We start from the raw sequence: 17,016 nt of genomic DNA on the forward strand, positions 1-17,016 counted from the left end.
TTGAGGGGGTTCATGCGGAATTTTACTTTGTGTGGTGCGGCCTTGGCTGCAGCGATGTCGGTTGGTCTTTTTCTAGATGCGGCTATGGGCGTTGCCGTTGCAGCGGATACCGGTCAGACTGCCGGGGGCGGTTTCGGGAGCGGAAGCTCCGCGCTTGGCAGCGGATCCTCGGCCAATCCAAGCACCTCCAGTCCTTTGGTCGATCCAGCGGCCAATTCGTCCGAACCCGACAAGGCGATTGATCGAACCGCATTTGGCAATGGCAGCAAGGCGCTCGGCGACGGGCTCACCGGCGACACCGCGGAGAGCGTGGCACCTGTTGACGGCGATGCAGAAGCGACAGCACCTGTCGACAAGAACACAGCAGCAGCGACGGCGAGCGCCGCGGCGCTTGCAGCCGCGGCCGTTGAGCCGGATTCGCAGGCCGTCAATGCGCCGGAGAAGGCATCGGTTCCACAAATCTCCAGCAACGGGTCGTTTACGCAGCTCATCAACCTCGACTTGCCGGCTTATCACGACATCGCTCCCAAACTGACGCTGCGTTACGATTCCGCCCGCAAGTCTCGCCTGGGCGGCTTGTACCAGGGTTGGCTGGGATATGGCTGGGGCCTCGACGGCCTCGACGTCATCGAACGGGAAAGTCCAGGCGGTGGCGCCCCTGGATGGGGTTCCGACGATATCTTTGCTCTGAACGGCGAGCCCCTCGTTTCCTGCTCGGCGGCGTCAAGTTGCCAGCCCGGCTCGACCCACACCACCGAACACGAGTCATTCCAGCGGATCATTTTTGACTCGTCAGCAAACAGATGGACAGTCACCGACACTAAAGGGGTCGTGACAACCTTCCAGTCCGTGGCGGAAATCGCCAGCGCACCACATGATAATCCAAATTGGCTCGGACGATATCTGCCGACCTCGGAGGTAGATCGGAACGGCAATCGGGTGACTTACTCCTATACCTGCCCTGATGTTCCCATGTGTTATCCGACGCGGATCGAATACAGCAGCCGCTCATATATTACTTTCGGCTACGAACCGCGGCCCGACTATCAGCCGGAAGCCAACGGCTCTGGTATTACGTGGAACCGCTTCCGGCTCAAATCCGTCGCCTATAGTGTGGCTGCGGAGGCTGGTGTCAGCGGTGGTTACGCCCTGTCTTACAACCAGGCGCCATTTTCCAACGTCTCCCGCCTGGTGCGGGTCGATCGTTATGGCCGCGATGTGGTCCTCGATTCCAATACCAACATCGTTGGCGGGACGCACAAGATCCTGCGTTCGATGGCTTACGACAACATCAACTACGGCTATGCGCGCCTGAACAATCAATTCCCAGCGCCAACGTCTGGGGATGCTTCAAAGCAGCTCTCCTACTTCCTTTCGCGGCAAAGCGGCGATCTCGACTTCGATGGTAAGGATGAGTTTTACGGATCGCTGCTGACCTATCACTACGATTCGGATTTGCGCACATACCGGCCCGATCCGATCAAATTCACGGTAACGAAGTTTGCCGCAGGAAATGGCGCTGTTGCGGCGACGACTACTGCGACGGTTCCGCGGACAAACATTACCTATGACAACTTGCCGGTGCCAAACTATTTCACCGGCCGCTTTGCAGCGGGCAAGTTGACCAAGGACTTTGCGTTCTTCTTCAATGTTACCAGCACCGGTAGCAATGATAGTGTATCAAAGACTCGAATCAATGGCCTCATCACGACCGATTCATCACTGAACGTCTCAGCTTCGGTTTGTCCGGGATCCAACGCCACTGTCTGTGCTGCGATTCCTACCAACTACGACAGTGCCAATACGGTCAAGAATGCCTCGGTGGACCCGGACGGCGATGGGATCGATCAGCTCTTCAACATCGGTGATTACATCCGCGGTGTCGCGGATTTTCTCGGCGGCGGCCGCCAAGGGGTGGTCAGGGGCAAAGACCTCTTTTCCCTAAAATATACGGGTAGCTCCTGGAACTCCCTGGGCATGGGTATCGACTGCAATTCTGCTGCCGCTTATTGCGCCCTTGCCGACATGAACGGTGATGGCGCGACGGATGTCGTTAGGGCGACGCCCTCCGGAACGAGCTATGTGGCTGCGGTCTGGCTTGGAACCGGCAGCAGCTTCATCCAGGTCGCCAGTGGACTGGCGCTCGAGGGGCCGCCGATCCTGCGCGACATGGACAATGACGGCAAGGTGGATGTCGTCGCCGCCAAGGATCGCAAGGACACTGATCCCTTCAAGGATCTCAGAGCCTATGGCCTGTGGTTCGGAGGCTCCGGCAATAGCCTGGTCGTTTCACCATTCGTGCAGCGCGGCTCCGGTCTGTCGGGCGATTTCAACGGCGATGGGCTTCCCGACTTCGTCGCTTCGCGAACGGAGACCGTGATATCCAATGCTGGTTCGGGCAATCCCAACCTGTTGCGTAGCGTCACGTTGCAGACCGGTGGGACGATTGCGGTTGATTACACCCCGTCGACGAGCTTTTCCAACGTGTTCATGCCGCAGGTCATGCATCCGGTGACGAGGCTCACGGTCAACGATGGGCGCGGAAATATTGCCGTTACGAGCTATTCGTATTCGGGAGGGCTATACGACCCGGCAGCCCGCAAGTTCCTTGGTTATCGCACTATTACCGCCACGAAGCCACTCGCATCGGGCGAAACCTCCAGTCCCGTCGTCGTAACGACGTACCGCCAGGATCTGGCAAGCTACGGGTTGCCAGAAACCACGACGATCCGGAACGGTGCGAATACGGCATCCAAGACAGTCGCCGAAACCTACGAAACCAGTGCCTCGAAGCCCTATAAGGCTCGAAACACTGCGACGGTGACACAGCTGACGGAGGGAGGCTCGACGGCGTACCTGCGGACGGACCGCAGCTTCGATGCTTATGGCAATGTGACCGGGATCAAGGATCACGGCCACACGGTGGACGCCGCCGGCACCGAGAATGCGAATACCGTGGGTGACGAGAAGTGGACGACCTTCGCCTATGCGCCGAATACATCCGCCTATATCGTCTCGCTTCCAATTGCCAAGGGTGTTCGCTTCGGCCTGGATGCCGCCTCACCGGTTGGCGGTTACGAGGAATATTTCTATGACGGCGTGACGGCGATTACGACGCCGCCCGCCAAGGGCAATCTGACGCAGAAACTGGCCTATATGAAAACCGGCAGCGCGCCGCGGCCATCGTCGATCAACTATGGCTACGACGGCTACGGCAACCGGATCTCCGAGACCGACGCGCTCGGTAACCGCAGCGAATGGGACTACGACGCCACATACCATCTCTATCCAGTGGCCGTGCGTAGCCCCCGCTACTTCGGCAATGGTCCGTTGACTGCCGATAGCCGCTTCGTCAGCACGACGAGCTACGATCTGGTCTGCGGTCTTCCGGCCACGAAGACCGACTGGAACGGCATCGTCGAAACCTTCACCTATGACGCCTATTGCCGGCCCTATGGCTATGTGAATGCGGGATCGGGCAATTACGTCAACACCCGCTACGAGAACGAGGGCAGCCCGACGACGCAGGCAGTGGTGACCTCTTCGCCGAGAACCAACGGGTCGGGCGAGGTGTTCAGCCGCACCTATTATGACGGGCTCGGACGGCCCTGGCGGGTCGAGACGCCCGGAGCCTCCGCCACCGGCCCGGCTCGCATCACCGACACGGTCTATGATGCGCGTGGAAACGTGAAGCAGACGTCCCTTGTCCGTTTCTCCACCGATGCCACGCAATGGACGGTCAACAGCTATGACTGGCAGGATCGGGTGGTGAAGTCGGTCAATCCGGACAATAGTCAGAAGGTCTACCAATATGCGGTGCAGTCGGCTCTCGTCACCGACGTCACCAGGCTTCCAGTTTCCCTGGCGGTAGTGACCGACGAGGAGAACCATGCGCATCGCAGCTATGCCGACAAGGATGGCAATGTCATTGCCCTGCAGTCGCAGCTCGGCGCGAATTGGGTCACGGAAAACCGCACCTACGACCCGCTCGGCCGTCTGCTGAAGGTGCGCGATCCCACGGGTGCGCTATGGACCTATACCTACGACTGGCTTGGCAATCGGCTGACGGCGAGTGATCCGGATCTCGGCAACTGGTCCTATGAATATGACGACGCCAACCGGCTGATCCGCCAGACGGATGCCCGCGGTGCGGTGACGGCGATGGCCTACGACCAGATGGGCCGGGTGATCCGCAAGGAGGTGACGGAACCGGGTGCGACGGTGGCAACGCTGCTGGCTCAGAACACCTATGATGAGCCAGCCGCCACCGGCCAGTCGCACAATGCCGGCATGCTGACTAAGGCCGAGAATGACAATGCGAAGGTCAGCTATACCCGCTTCTATAACGGCGCCGGCGACAAGAGCATCACCAGCACGACGATCGATGGGGTGACGAGCACGACCACGGTCGAGCATGGCCCGACCGGCAAGACCACGGCAATCGCCTATGCGCCTGCCAACATCGTCGTCGGGAAAAGGACCTTACCCTGGCTCTACAATGACGCCGATTTGCTTTCCAGAATCCCCGGGCTGATCGATTCCGTCAGCTATGAAGCCGACGGCCAGACGAAGACGATCACCTACATCAATGCCGTGACGACCAGCTTCAACTATTCGCCGACACGTCGCTGGCTAGACCGGGTGACGACGGCGAAGGGGACGACGGTGCTGATGGACACTCAGTACACTCGTGATCGGCTCGGCCGGATCAAGACGATCACTGGCCTGACTGCCAACGACAACTGGACCTATGGCTATGACGAGCTCTCTCGTCTGACCAGCGCCGACAATGGCGGCGACAACACGCTCGACGAGACCTACAGCTACGACATCAATCACAATCTTCTGTCGCGCACCCGGGTAGGTGCCTATACCTATCCGGCAGCAACGACGGTGCGTCCGCACGCGGCAACCCAGATTGGTGCAACGGCCATCGATTATGACGCCAACGGCAACATGGTCTCGGATGGCAGCCGCACGCTGAGCTGGGACGGCGCCAACCGGCTGTCGAGCGTCACCCAGAACGGCGCCACGGTGACGCTTGCCTATGGACCGGACGGAGCACGGGTGAAGAAGAGTTGGGCCTTCGGCACGACGCTCTATCCCGACGCCAATGTCGAAATCGACCGGACAACGCCGGGCACCGATATCTACACCCTCTATCCGCATCCGGACGCCAAGATCGTCGTCACCGCAGGCAGCACCACGCAAGACAAGTTCTTCCTGCACCGCGATCATTTGGCTTCGGTGCGGCAGGTGACCAACGAAAGCGGCACTCGCGTCGAGCAGACTGGCTATGCCGCCTATGGCGAGGCCACCAACACCACCTTCCAGACCAAGAAGAGCTATATCGGCGAACGCTTCGATCCCGAAACCGGGCTGATGTATCTCAATGCCAGATACTACGATCCGGCGTTTGGACGGTTCATCTCGCCCGATGATTGGGATCCGACCATGGAAGGCGTCGGTACCAACCGATATACCTATGCTGACAATGATCCCGTCAATAGGAGTGATCCGAACGGACATTCCATCAACTACTCAGATAGCTGGGGGCAGCGCAATAGCGACCCGAGCAACGGAGGCTCACCCCGTTCTGTGAATGACTTAAGATCAGCAACGAATGTCAGCTTGAGCACTGAAACCACGGCCGGCAGTAGAGTTTTTGCAGACGCAGAGGAGGATCTTGAGAAGAAAGCAGATGGCGATCCGCTAAACGACCTGTCCCAGCCACGTGTCATTCCTATTGCTCCCATGTCACTTGAGGAAGTGGAGAATGGAGTTAAAATCCGCGGATTGAGTGCAGGTTACGGCACCTTCGGAGGAAGTACCCTCCCGACTTGGAAGGGTTCGGGTCCGATCCCGGGAGCATTTGGCGTGAATTCAGGAACAACCTCTACGAAGGCCCTTGAAAATTTCACTCCGAAGCGTGGAAGCGTCGAATATATTTTCGATCCCAACACCTCCACTTTGGTTGTCGGGAACGGAAGATGGACGCATTCACCACTCGCTGCGTCGATTAAGGCCGACACGGGTAGCGTGGTTGGCGGGATGTTTAGCCGCGGACCGAATGGAACGATGTTGACGAACGAAGCGAGCGGCCATTTCTGGAGAAATTGGACGCCTGAGGTGCGGCAGCAGTTTAACCAGATGATGCGCTCCCGAGGGTTCGATCATCTCCATCAAGAGGGCATGTAATGCGTCAATCTGTGACCGAACTGCAAATTGATGTGGGGCTGAGCATCACCGTCGCCGACGATGGCGATTGGATAGTTAAAGCGGATGGCAGAGAGTTTAAGCTAGAAGAAATCTCTGATTTCTATCGAGCTTGGTTGCTGCTGGAGCGGCCTTACCCTGATGTAAAGGCTGCCTTCGATCAAATAGCTCTCAATGTAAACGTAACAATACCCTTTCCTTTCGCCAAGCTTATTGGATCAGCATTGAAAGCAAAATCGGGTCAATGGACGGATCGCGCAATGACCTGGGTCTCGTTCCTGACTGAGACGGAGAAAGCTTCTTTGAAAGACCTCTTTATTGAAGCGAGAGACTCAAAGTGGGCGAGCCAGAAAAGCCGACAGCTAGCCCGACAGTACTTGAATGAAATCGAACGGAGCGGTCAAAGCGGGTGATCTGGTGTTAGGGCCTTATTGCCTTGGCCAGCGAGACCTTTTCCAGCTTGGCGTCTAGGATTGGATCGTGGTCGAAACCTCGCCAAGTTTCGTGATAACCCAGATGTCGATACAGGCCGAGCGCTCGTGTGTTATCAGCAGATACGCTGATCGCCGCTTCCGCGAAGCCCCGCGCCCTAAACTGTTCTTCAAGGGCAGCAATAAGGGCTGAGCCCACTCCTTTTCCTTCATGCTCTGGGGCGACCCAGATGTCGCTGATATGGTTGTCACCATGTTCAGAAGCCCCTAGCCCTGCCAGCGCCCCGTCGGCCTCTGCTACTAGAATGTTTCCACCCTGCTCCTCTAGGAACGGAATAAACGGGTTGTCCTTCTCAATCCTTGAGACTACGTCGGCGGCAACGAGCGGTAGGATACCTTTCCGCCAAGACGCGAGGCCAATCCGGGCGAGTTCCTGAACTTCCTCGGATTTTGCAGGTCGCACTTTCAACACCGGGCATCCTCACACGGCTTGCATGCTCCATGCGTTTATCAAATTTCACGACCCGTCAAGGCCTTCATGTGATGAACGCTGATGGCGCATTCTAGACCTCTCGGTCACAGTGGGAAGTGTCGGAACACCAACACGCTGGGTCAATGCGCGGAGAAAACCAGCGCTCTGATGTCCGTTGTCAATGCTTTGGGCATGAGGAACCGACCGCCCAAACGAACGGCTGTTAGGGTGATCGCCTATGGGTGGAGGCGGAACTCAAGGACGTCGGTGATCAAGCTCTGATGCGCGGGTTGGATACGGCATTCCCGATTGTGCGTCCGGGGCTGTTCCTATCTTACTGCGGGCGTCGGACAGTGCCGGCCACAAAGCGTCTGACGGGTGTTCCCCTGCCGTTGTCCCGCCTCCGCCCATGCGCGAGGTGCAAGTTCGTTGCGACGATCTACGATCTGATCGATTGCGCCTCCCTTGCAACAGCCCACATGAAGCCCGCCAGTTCACGGGCGATCGCAGTGCAAACCACCGTCGTTCGCTTTCCTCGTCCGGCCAACATGCGATAACGAGCCGTCAACCGGCTCTGAGCCTTCCATGCGATCTCCCGCACTTTCGGCGGCGCTTCCTGCAGACGGTATAGCTTCCTCGCGCCGACCTTCGGCGGGTGGCGATAAGTCCACGCGCTCTCGACCAGCATGTGCCGAACCCGACCGTTGCCTGCCTTTGAGATCGAGCCCCGTCTGACCGTCTCACCCGTTGATCGCTCACCAGGGACCAAGCCGAGATAGCCCATCAACTGGCGCGGACTTTCAAAACGGCTCACGTCGCCGACCTCAGTGGCGAATGTGACGGCGACGATCAGATCGACCCCTCGCAGTGTCTGCAGAGCTCGAATGACCGGAGCCAGAGACCAATTCGGGACGAATTCCTCAATTACCGTCTCCAGACGTCCGACGCGTTCTTTCGAGACGCGCACCGCCTCGACCATTTCCTGCAAGGCTATCTGATGCGCCGGATGATCGAACTGTTGCTCCTGCAGCCAGCAAAGGTATCGCATCGTCCAGGCTTTCTTGCGTGGATAGATACGACCATGCTTGAGCATAAAGGCACTTATCTGTTGCCGGTGAACCCGCAAAGTCTCGACAGCGGCAGCTCGAGCACGAACGAGGTCCCGCATCGCCTCATGGCCCTCATCGGGAACCCACACTTCCGTGAGCTCGCCGGCCCTCAATAGCCGGGCGAGCGCAAGCGCATCTCGACGGTTCGTCTTTACCCTGTCGCCTGGTTTCCTTGGTATCAGTGAGGGAGCCACAACCACACATTCATGGCCAAGTGATCGGATTAGCCGATGTAGGCCGTAGCCAGTTGGGCCTGCCTCGTAACAGAAATGCACGTGATCAAACTTTGCGGTTATTCGCTGGATGATGCGGCGCATGTTGGCATCCGATACATCAACCTCACCCCAGAAGCGAACCTCTCCCTCCCGGCCGGATTCAGCGACAGCGACCGCATTCTTTAGTTTGGCAACGTCGATTCCAACGAACACTTCTCTATAATCTGCCACGGCTCGTCCTCCTGTGATGAGGATCGGCTCGGCCTGTCCGAGCAACCCTCGGAAGACCAGTGTATGGCGAGCCACCTCAGCCAAGAAGAAGGACATACGGTCTTACCTTGCGATGACCGGTCGCAGGTTCCGATCCCTTCAAGGCGAGGCATGTGCAGTTGCAGTTAAGGGCGATAGTCGCCTCCGCCGCCTCCCGCTACCAAGGTTTTCCGACGCGGCCCACAGCCGGTGGTAATCGTCACCTCTCGGGTGCGCGACATCGCCATTCCGCGCATGGCCATATGACCAATAAGTCCGATTGGGTGTGAGTTCCAGGCAGCGAATGCCATAGGAAAACTCGATCATCCGTAAAATCATCCACGTTGCGTTAGCGAATTCTTGAATTCCAGCGAGCATCGTCCGCCCACCAAGACGAACTGGTGCTGAACTTCATGACCATTTTTGGCCAATCTCGGCTTACGCGCATCACCTACGCCGTGCTGCTTCTGCTCATGCTCTGCTTCGATTTTGCGAAGGACCCGATCGAGCGCCTGATTATGGCCGAACATGATCAGGCAGCGCGTGAGTTAATGGCGCCACGCTCGACAGCCGGCACAGGGACCGCCGTCGGAGGAGAGGTCAGCGGCAAAAACATGCCGCTGATGTTCAAAGGGCAGGAAGAGATGGCCAAGCAGATTGCAGCGTCCGGCCGCAAGCCGACGGCAGAGGATATGCAGAATCAACGTGCTATGGCCGCCAAAGGGGCAATCCAGATGACGTTAGGCGTCGGAGCGAACGATGCCGCGACTGCCAAGCTCGTCTCCCGCCGTTCCTTCTTTGAAACGCTGTACATGGTTGCCGCAATCGCGATGACAGCGATTACCGTTGTAGGCCTGCTCTACATGGTATCGAGTCGGCTTCGCGATATCGGTTGGCCGCAATATCTGCTCTGGCTGCTGCTCGCGCCCGTCTTCTTGCCGAGGTTTTTCGTGATCCCCTTGCCGGTGCTCGCGATTCAGGGGATCGTTATTTTCTTCTATGGCGTCCTTCTCATCCTTGCTTTCATTCCCGGTGCGGACTCTCGGCCCTCCGGCCGTTGCAAGTTGGCTCAGTTGCCGGCCCCGGCCAAACGACGGCCAGGCCAGTTCGGCAGACTCGGCACGCAATAGATCTTGCGGCGTTGCCCGGCATTCGCGAGGCGGGGTTTTGGAAATGTCAGTTGGAGGGCCATTTGCTGGAACGCGGCCGGTCTTCGCAACGGCTGTTGGCATCGACCGGCTGCGCTAGCGCAGAAAAGTAAGCTAAGTGTAATATTCACCTCATAGGCGCAATTCACGGCAAATCGCCGTATGGGCAAGCGTCAGTATTGAGGTCGATGGCCGGATTTCAGAGCAAGCTAAGGCGGGCGTGTTCCCCGTTCGACTCAAACCGGAAGATTGGAAGAGTGGCGACACCGTTTGGCTGCTCGACGTTATTGCACCCACGCGCGAATTGGCGACCATGATGCTGACGAATTTCCATCAGGTTGCCAAGAGGGCAGACATCAAGATTCACCCCATGGTCGCCCATTTGGTTGATCGGGACGTCTTGGCAAAGCTGACTGCTAACGCCACGTCGGCGGACCTGAGCAACGTCGAGTTTGGCAGCGCCATCAACTGATCGAACCGTCGGCCAAAATCCCAAATATAACGGCAAATTCGCGCAAGGTTTCACGGCGACGCTAGAGGTTTTCGTGGCAACGTGAAGTCAAGCGGTGAGTGTTGCTGCCTCTGTGGATGAAGGCTGTGCCCCCCGGTGTGTTGAAAGACTTCTTGATTGGAGCAAGGTTTGGGAATGAAGCGCCGGGCACTCTTGGCCTCACGCTGCGCACTACCTCTTGCGTCTTGCCAGGGCGAGAGTGCGACTGTGCGTTTCAAGGTTATTGCGTCGGCTACGGTGGACGGGCGACCGATTGAGAGTTCCTCGGTGATGGAAATCTCCTATTCCAAGGTAACTCACAGCCTTATCGGAAATGGTGGCGCTACGCGCCTATATGGTGAAGCGATAATCTTCGATCTTGGCGGCAAAGGTACAGTCTATATCCTGCCAATCCAGCACGATCCAAACAACAGCCTGACCCAAGTCTACGAGGATGGCGTATTAACAAGTTTTGGCATCAAGAATAGCATCGGGTCTCTGTCGGAAGCGGACTTTGCAACACTGCGCGACGCAAGCGGCCGTCGTCCGTTCAAACTAAAGACGAGCAGGCTACCTGTGATCGTTTCCTTAAAGAGCGAAACCGATCCAAAAACGATATTTGAGCTTCAGCCGGGAGAATTCAGCCGATACTTCCCAGGGGTCCAATTCAAGGGCCTAGATATAGAAATAACAACTGACCGGATCACCTATAAACTGCGAGAACGGCTTCCGTGGCTCGACACCACTGTTGAGCCCAGAAAGATTTTTCCACGCAATCCTCCAGGGGTTCTGCGGCCCCTTAGGGAATTGCCTTTCAGCTACATGATTACACCAGCGGACTTCTTTGGAGACGGCAACCGATGACAGAGACACGCACAGAAGATGATGAGTTGCCCGAACATTCATCCTCGCTTTGAATGCCATTGTCCTCCGCCCACACATAGCCGGCCCTATGCCCCTCGCAATTGTCGACGCATGAATTCCCGCCGAAGCTCTGCGCGAAGGTCAGCCCTGAGAGACTTGGCACCAGCAGGGCGCTCGCACACAACATGGCCATCACTCTCCACATTACCAACCTCCCGGACGCGATATGGCACTTCTGTTTCCGCACAAGCTCCCGTCTGCAGCGCGGTCATAATATGAATAGCAGTTGCCGGGGTAGCGTCTGTATGGCGCATAACCACCCCCGCAGTTGCCGTTTGCGCAGACAGCAGCGGCCGTCCCGACCAACGCGAGCCCAACAAGGACAGCGGCCGCTTGCTGTTGCTGAGCGACCATCTGCTGACATTCCATCATGCTCATCCCACGTCGGTTCACTTCCGCCACGAGCTGGAACTGAAACGCTGGGTCTTGCGTCTCCAAGGCCGTTTTGCAAAGCGCGGCTTTGCTTACGGCCGATGGCTTGTTGTTGAACTCTGCCGGCGTTGTTGTGCAGCTCGTCAACGCAACGGAAATTGCCACGGCGCCGAAGCGTCGAGCGAGTAGATATATTTTCACGGATAACCCCTCAGTTGCCCAAGGGAAGCATCGCAGAATTCCGCTCCACGTCAAATTGCGTTTTAATTCATCATTAATGCACCTTATGGCTGCATCTCGACGCAGGCGTGACGCCGTCTTGTTACTTTAGTCTTTCAGACTTGTCCTGACCTATTCTCACGATATCGATATGCATCATTCGCTACAGAGGCGCTCACTATCCGAACTCGAGGCGATACCAAGAAAAATGGCCACATGACTCCACCTGCGTTTCCGACTAGGCCGTCATTTGGCGTGAGGCAGATCGTTCCACTTTATCTTCAGGAGAGGTTTCGTCGTTTTGGGAAGCTTCTTGCGTTCAAACATCCGGGATGAGACTTCGAAGTCGGCGTTGATCTTCACCACGAGGAGTTTGCTAAAGTTGCCTGACACCTTCACGAAAACCTCGTCCTTGGATTTGAACGGCGTGATGGTTTTGATTTCCACGTGATCGTTGCCAAGCCGACCGTCGGCGCCCTGCGCGTAGTTCTTGTTCAGCTTTATTCCGTAAGTGATGGCGCGCCGAACAGTTCACCAATGACACCGTACACATCAAGATGACGACCTGTCTCGAGGTGGTAGCTTTCGGCCAGCGCCAATAGCTCCTGAAAATACGGGATCAGATGCCTGATCGCATTGGGATATTTGGCGCGCCACTCATGATACCGGAGCTGTTCTTCCACGTCGGACCAGGAAACCCACTCGCCATCGTCATAGAAGGCTGGATTCCAGATATCAGCATCCATTTCAAACCTCTTGGAATTCCGATTTTCGCGACGCCGCCATTGCGACCTTTCGATCGACCCATGCAGAAAGGCCGGTCCAAAGTTCTTGGTCGAGGCCGACGTGACAAGCGATCGCAATGATCTGCTGATAGGAGATGGGTGTGATGGCAGCTTGGCCACCGAGAGCCGGATCCATCGGGCCCCGCTTCGCCTTCCGCGCCGTCGGGAAACTTGGATGATCGGCAAAGACTGCGAGAGCGGCCGCTTGGAGCTTGTGGTGCCTGCCTAACGCTGCTGCCAGCACGGCGTTGCGCATCCATTGATAGGCGTCTGCCTTAAAAGGGCAGGGCGTATGGTCGACAGCTGGATCGAGCGCGAAGACCTTTGGCACGTATTCCCAGTAACGAATGCCCTTGCCTGTAAGAGCACAGCGTCCGCGCAAGCCGTTACCCGGATTGATTTGATCGGCGTAGCCTCCGTTGCATTGGCGCTCGCCTGAGCGCAACACGACCGTTTGGCTACATTTTCCGCCGGGTTCGGTGAATTTGCACTCTATGACAAGCGCAGCCTTCGAGCCGACGGCAAGTGCATCGACTTGCGTGGGCCTGGGTTCTCCCAGAAGCCGATCGGTGTCTGTCCACTCGAGTGCTATCTCCCATGGGCCGCCCGGTGCCACGCCGACTCTTGCGGCGATGGCGTCGAAGATGCGGTCGCGATCTGTGCTCATCTTGACCGTGCCGAACACATCAATTGCGATGGCTTGCGACGAATGTGCCTTATGGGCCTGAATTCGGTTGGTTCGATCACGATGCCAAGGAAATGCCTCCCAGTCCTCGATGGCTCCGTGGCTAGCCGGAAACAGATTTTCGCGAACTGCCTGGAAATCGGAGTTCATCTCGATTGCGCCTCCATTCCATCAAGACAAGGCGATTGCTTCTTCCGATGGAAGCAGCTGCGTGAGTGATGGGAGCGCATTAGCTGACAATCGGTTTGTCCACCAGCTTTTCGACCAATCGCCTGAGTTCCGATGGCGTCGTTTGGCCAGCCACCACCTCGTGGTAGCCGACCCCGGCGCGTCGCAGCGCCTCTTTTTTGACCGCATCGCGCGCAGCTGCGGCGCCTTGATAGTGTGCTCCGCCCTGGTATTCGATGACGTGCCGCGGCCGGCAATTGCTGTCCACGAGCAGCAAGTCGACGCGCTTTGAGTTGATGCAACTGTAGGCATCCACATCGGTGCTCCGGAGGATCTCGCCCAATGACACCTGCGCCATGACCTGCCAGGATGAATTGCAGCCGATCACGATGCTGTCGAGTTCGCGAAATACGCGGGCCTCGCTCTTGTTCAGTAACGGCTGAATAGTGAAATCCGAGCGCATCACGATACGCAGCTGATCTGCGGCGTCGACGGGTTTCAATGGCGCTGCAGCTGGCATCGGACGCCAGGGTCGCAGCACGATGTGCTCATTGCTGCGCCGTTCCTCCCGGCGTGACCCGTTTTTCTCCTGTCGCGCCTGTTTTCTCGTCGTGGCTAGGAGCTGCTCGACGGCCATGCCGGTGACGAGGCCGACAAACAGCGCGGCGATCAGCAGTTCTGGATTATCGAAGTCTGCAACCGTTATGCCGCCTGACGCGCCTACTGCTGCAGCTCCGATGATCAGCCAAGGCGCCGCGAACAGCACCGACCGTTGGCGATAATGCATGCCCCTCTCCGGATTTCCCGCCAAGATAGTACAACGCGTGTCCGATGCGCGAAAAGTTATCCAAAAGACTGAGGTCGCTACTCGAACTCCTTCAATGATCGATTTCCTGAGTCCGAGGAGCAGTTGTAGCGGTCGTTCGACATCCGCTTCGGCCGGGAAGTCTTTAGTCTCTGGCACGGCGAGCGCTTCGAGGCCAGCGACTGGCTTGTTGCCATAGCGTTCACGTTTTAGGCCAGGAAGATCGCATAATGTAATCGACGGGAACTTCTCCGGCCAGCGAATAGAAGAACGATTGCTTGCCAAGCATGTAGCTATCGCGAGTGGCTGGTCTACGGTTCGAATACTTTCAAGGCGTCGCTGTGGTCAATAGATTTTAGGCGGCCCAATATGGAACGTACCGCGCGTTGCGCCTACCTTGATCGGGATCTGCGGGCGCAATGCGATCGAATTTGATCGATTCAGCGATGATTGCCGAAACGGCCTGATATTCCTCCGGCGGGAGTGAAAAACGCTCACGAAGTGTGGCGTTACTCATGTAGTCGTGGGTGAACCAGCGAAGGACACAATGGAAGAAGCAAGCTCGCAGCTTTTCGGCCTTTGACATCTGAGCGAAGCTTTTCGGTGCGAATAGAACGACACGCATCGAATTTTCTGACGAGATAAAGTCGGGAGCGGGCAGATGCTGCGCTTCGATTTCAATTAGGGACTTGTCGAGACCCCTTCCGCGCTCTTCGCAGAGTCCGAACGAACGCATAGTTGCAGCGAGCTTCTCGTTTCTTGCGCGGCGCTCATCGAGGATGCGGTCGGCGCTGATCAGGGAATTGCCGGGGGTTGGTGACTTCGATGCGATTGTCGTAGATTTCGACCACGGGACCAACACCGGTCGCCATGAAATCCTGTTGGATGAGTGCGTTCGCGATAACTTCGCGAATTGCGGTCTCAGGAAAGTGCGGCACCATCCGCCGAACGCCATCGATGTATCGTTCTTCTTTGGGAAGGCGTTCCATCAAGAACCGCATCATTGCGGTAAAGCCGACAGCGTATCCTTTCTTGCAGAACACGTATCGACTTGATGGGGCGTGACGCAAACGGGAATATTGCTTGCACAGAAATGCAAAGCGTCTGCAACAGCACCATTGACTAAGAATCAAGCGGCGGCTTTCCCTGAAATGCAGCAGTCAGGTGCAGTGGTTGTTGGCAGGGGGAAACCAGGATTTCCTGGAGGCACACAAATACCTCCCACAACAGTCGATATTAATAGGCCGTAAAACGAGGTAGTGAAATGTCTGTTGATCAAACGAATGTAGTTGATGCTATCGGGATTGATAACTCCACAGGTGAGGTAGTCCTGACGATTACTGATCACCTTGATTGGACGGAAAACGGCCGTAAGCACCTTTTCCTACTGCAGGAAAAGCTCAATACCTATTTGAGCTTTGTTGAGAGCGGTGAGATCTTAGAAACATACCCGAACGCAAAAGACAGGGCCGTTTTAATAGACATTGTAGGCAAATATCAGCTGAGCGAGCAGGCCCAAGCCTTTTATGCCCAATTTGCGCAAATCGTCGAAGGTGCCGGAATAAAATTCCGGTACCGACTGTTTAGCGGAAGTTAGTTCTAAACACACGTCGGCGAAAAGGTCCTCGTATTTTCGGCCCTACGGCCTCAGCCGGGTGATCCGCAAGGAGGTGACGGAACCGGGTGCGACGGTGGCAACGCTGCTGGCTAGAACACCTATGACGAACCGGCTGCCACCGGCCAGTCGCACAATGCCGGCATGCTGACCAAGGCCGAGAATGACAATGCGACGGTGACTTACACCCGTTTCTACAACGGCGCCGGCGACAAGGGCATCACCAGCACGACGATCGACGGGGTGACTAGCACGACCACGGTCGAGCACGGCCCGACCGGCAAGACCACGGCAATCGCCTATGCGCCTGCCAACATCGTCGTCGGCAAAAGGAAAATCCATCGCCCAGACGTGATTGGAATGGGTCGGCTCCGTCCGGTCGGCTCGCAGCTTCGCCTTGACCCGACGCTTGGGAACCTTGTTGCGGAGTTGCAGGTCCATCTCCTTGTAAAGACGATAGATTCGCTTCGGATTGACGGGCCACCCGTCGCGCTTGAGCAGGACATGAACGCGACGATAACCGTAACGCACCCGTGTCTGGCAGATGTCTTTGATCTTCAGCTTCAACTCGGCCTGCTCGCCGCGCCTGGACTTGTAGACATAAAGCGACCGGTCAATCTTCAGCACCGAACATGCGCGCCGGATAGAAACCTTCCAGTCTGCCTTGATCGTGTCGACAAGCTTGCGCTTGCGGGCAGGCTTCAGAGCTTTTTTGACAGCACGTCCTGAAGCATCGCCTTGTCCAGCGACAGGTCGGCAACAATCCGCTTCAGCTTGGCGTTCTCCTCCTCGAGCTGCCGCAACCGCTTCATCTCTGACGGCATCAGACCGGCATATTTTTTGCGCCAATTGTAGAAGGTCGCGTCCGAAATTCCTGCCTTGCGGCAGACCTCACCGATCGGCGTCCCGTCCTCTGCCTGCTTCACAACAAAGGCGATCTGCGCTTCCGAAAACTTCGAGGCCTTCATCTAATTCTCCTCTTCTGCCCAACAGGGATCTTAAGTGGAAAATTCCAGTTCCAAGTGGCCTAATTTGACGGGGGCACGTCACTCGCCTGCCAGCGCATACTGCAGGCGAGCAACCCGTCGTTTGCGTTCAGCGTTTTATTTCCTT

Annotated in this window: 14 protein-coding genes and 1 pseudogene; 6 read left to right on the plus strand and 9 right to left on the minus strand. The window is 57.0% G+C overall.

The genetic code is table 11. The features are described 5' to 3' along the window. Positions 1–12 precede the first annotated feature (12 nt). The gene (locus FHX10_RS12825) at positions 13–6,198 is read left to right on the plus strand and encodes an RHS repeat-associated core domain-containing protein (protein ID WP_184389460.1); all 6,186 of its coding nucleotides are present in this window, start codon (positions 13–15) and stop codon (positions 6,196–6,198) included. Then, positions 6,198–6,629, plus strand: coding sequence for a hypothetical protein (locus tag FHX10_RS12830; protein WP_184389462.1), 432 nt, complete (start codon positions 6,198–6,200; stop codon positions 6,627–6,629). Before FHX10_RS12825 ends, FHX10_RS12830 begins: the two co-directional genes overlap by 1 nt. Positions 6,630–6,636: 7 nt before the next feature. Here FHX10_RS12830 and FHX10_RS12835 read toward each other — a convergent pair whose 3' ends face one another. Next, a complete protein-coding gene (locus tag FHX10_RS12835) occupies positions 6,637–7,119 on the minus strand; it encodes a GNAT family N-acetyltransferase (RefSeq protein WP_184389464.1) in 483 nt (160 codons plus the stop codon). Between the two features lie 439 nt (positions 7,120–7,558). Continuing rightward, entirely contained in the window at positions 7,559–8,770 is a 1,212-nt protein-coding gene (locus FHX10_RS12840) for an IS110 family transposase (RefSeq protein WP_246781221.1), read from the minus strand. Positions 8,771–9,093: 323 nt separating this feature from the next. On the opposite strand from FHX10_RS12840, the gene FHX10_RS12845 reads away from it, so the two are divergent. The 3 genes from FHX10_RS12845 (at position 9,094) to FHX10_RS12855 (ending at position 11,194) form a co-directional block, all read left to right on the plus strand. Continuing rightward, the gene (locus FHX10_RS12845; protein WP_132576126.1) at positions 9,094–9,822 is read left to right on the plus strand and encodes a hypothetical protein; all 729 of its coding nucleotides are present in this window, start codon (positions 9,094–9,096) and stop codon (positions 9,820–9,822) included. A gap of 172 nt (positions 9,823–9,994) precedes the next feature. Then, on the plus strand, positions 9,995–10,312 hold the full coding sequence (locus FHX10_RS12850) for a toxin-activating lysine-acyltransferase (protein WP_312862851.1): 318 nt from the start codon (positions 9,995–9,997) through the stop codon (positions 10,310–10,312). A 246-nt stretch (positions 10,313–10,558) separates the two neighbouring features. Next, positions 10,559–11,194, plus strand: a complete 636-nt coding sequence (locus FHX10_RS12855; protein WP_184389466.1) for a hypothetical protein — start codon at positions 10,559–10,561, stop codon at positions 11,192–11,194. A gap of 897 nt (positions 11,195–12,091) precedes the next feature. Here the strand turns inward: FHX10_RS12855 and FHX10_RS35065 are convergent. The 6 genes from FHX10_RS35065 to FHX10_RS35080 form a co-directional block, all read right to left on the minus strand. After that, positions 12,092–12,292, minus strand: a complete 201-nt coding sequence (locus FHX10_RS35065; RefSeq protein WP_246781222.1) for a hypothetical protein — start codon at positions 12,290–12,292, stop codon at positions 12,092–12,094. Positions 12,293–12,345: 53 nt separating this feature from the next. Next, positions 12,346–12,591, minus strand: coding sequence for a hypothetical protein (locus tag FHX10_RS35070; protein WP_246781223.1), 246 nt, complete (start codon positions 12,589–12,591; stop codon positions 12,346–12,348). 1 nt (position 12,592) lies between these two features. Then, the gene (locus FHX10_RS12865; protein ID WP_132576132.1) at positions 12,593–13,465 is read right to left on the minus strand and encodes a PGN_0703 family putative restriction endonuclease; all 873 of its coding nucleotides are present in this window, start codon (positions 13,463–13,465) and stop codon (positions 12,593–12,595) included. A 79-nt stretch (positions 13,466–13,544) separates the two neighbouring features. Next, positions 13,545–14,270, minus strand: a complete 726-nt coding sequence (locus FHX10_RS12870; RefSeq protein ID WP_132576134.1) for a DUF2726 domain-containing protein — start codon at positions 14,268–14,270, stop codon at positions 13,545–13,547. 373 nt (positions 14,271–14,643) lie between these two features. Further along, complete coding sequence (locus FHX10_RS35075) at positions 14,644–15,024, minus strand: ATP-binding protein (RefSeq protein ID WP_246781224.1); 381 nt, start codon at positions 15,022–15,024, stop codon at positions 14,644–14,646. 34 nt (positions 15,025–15,058) lie between these two features. Beyond that, positions 15,059–15,277: a hypothetical protein gene (locus FHX10_RS35080; protein ID WP_244653197.1), complete on the minus strand. Its 219-nt coding sequence runs from the start codon at positions 15,275–15,277 to the stop codon at positions 15,059–15,061. Between the two features lie 275 nt (positions 15,278–15,552). Between FHX10_RS35080 and FHX10_RS12880 the strand changes: the two genes are divergently transcribed. Then, entirely contained in the window at positions 15,553–15,885 is a 333-nt protein-coding gene (locus FHX10_RS12880) for a DUF6572 domain-containing protein (RefSeq protein WP_127429971.1), read from the plus strand. A gap of 318 nt (positions 15,886–16,203) precedes the next feature. On the opposite strand, the pseudogene FHX10_RS12885 reads toward FHX10_RS12880, so the two are convergent. Continuing rightward, a pseudogene (locus tag FHX10_RS12885) lies at positions 16,204–16,871 on the minus strand (transposase); the annotation flags it as partial. Between the last annotated feature and the right edge of the window lie 145 nt (positions 16,872–17,016).

The sequence above is a fragment of the Rhizobium sp. BK591 genome (genome assembly GCF_014195045.1).
Classification (GTDB): domain Bacteria; phylum Pseudomonadota; class Alphaproteobacteria; order Rhizobiales; family Rhizobiaceae; genus Rhizobium; species Rhizobium anhuiense.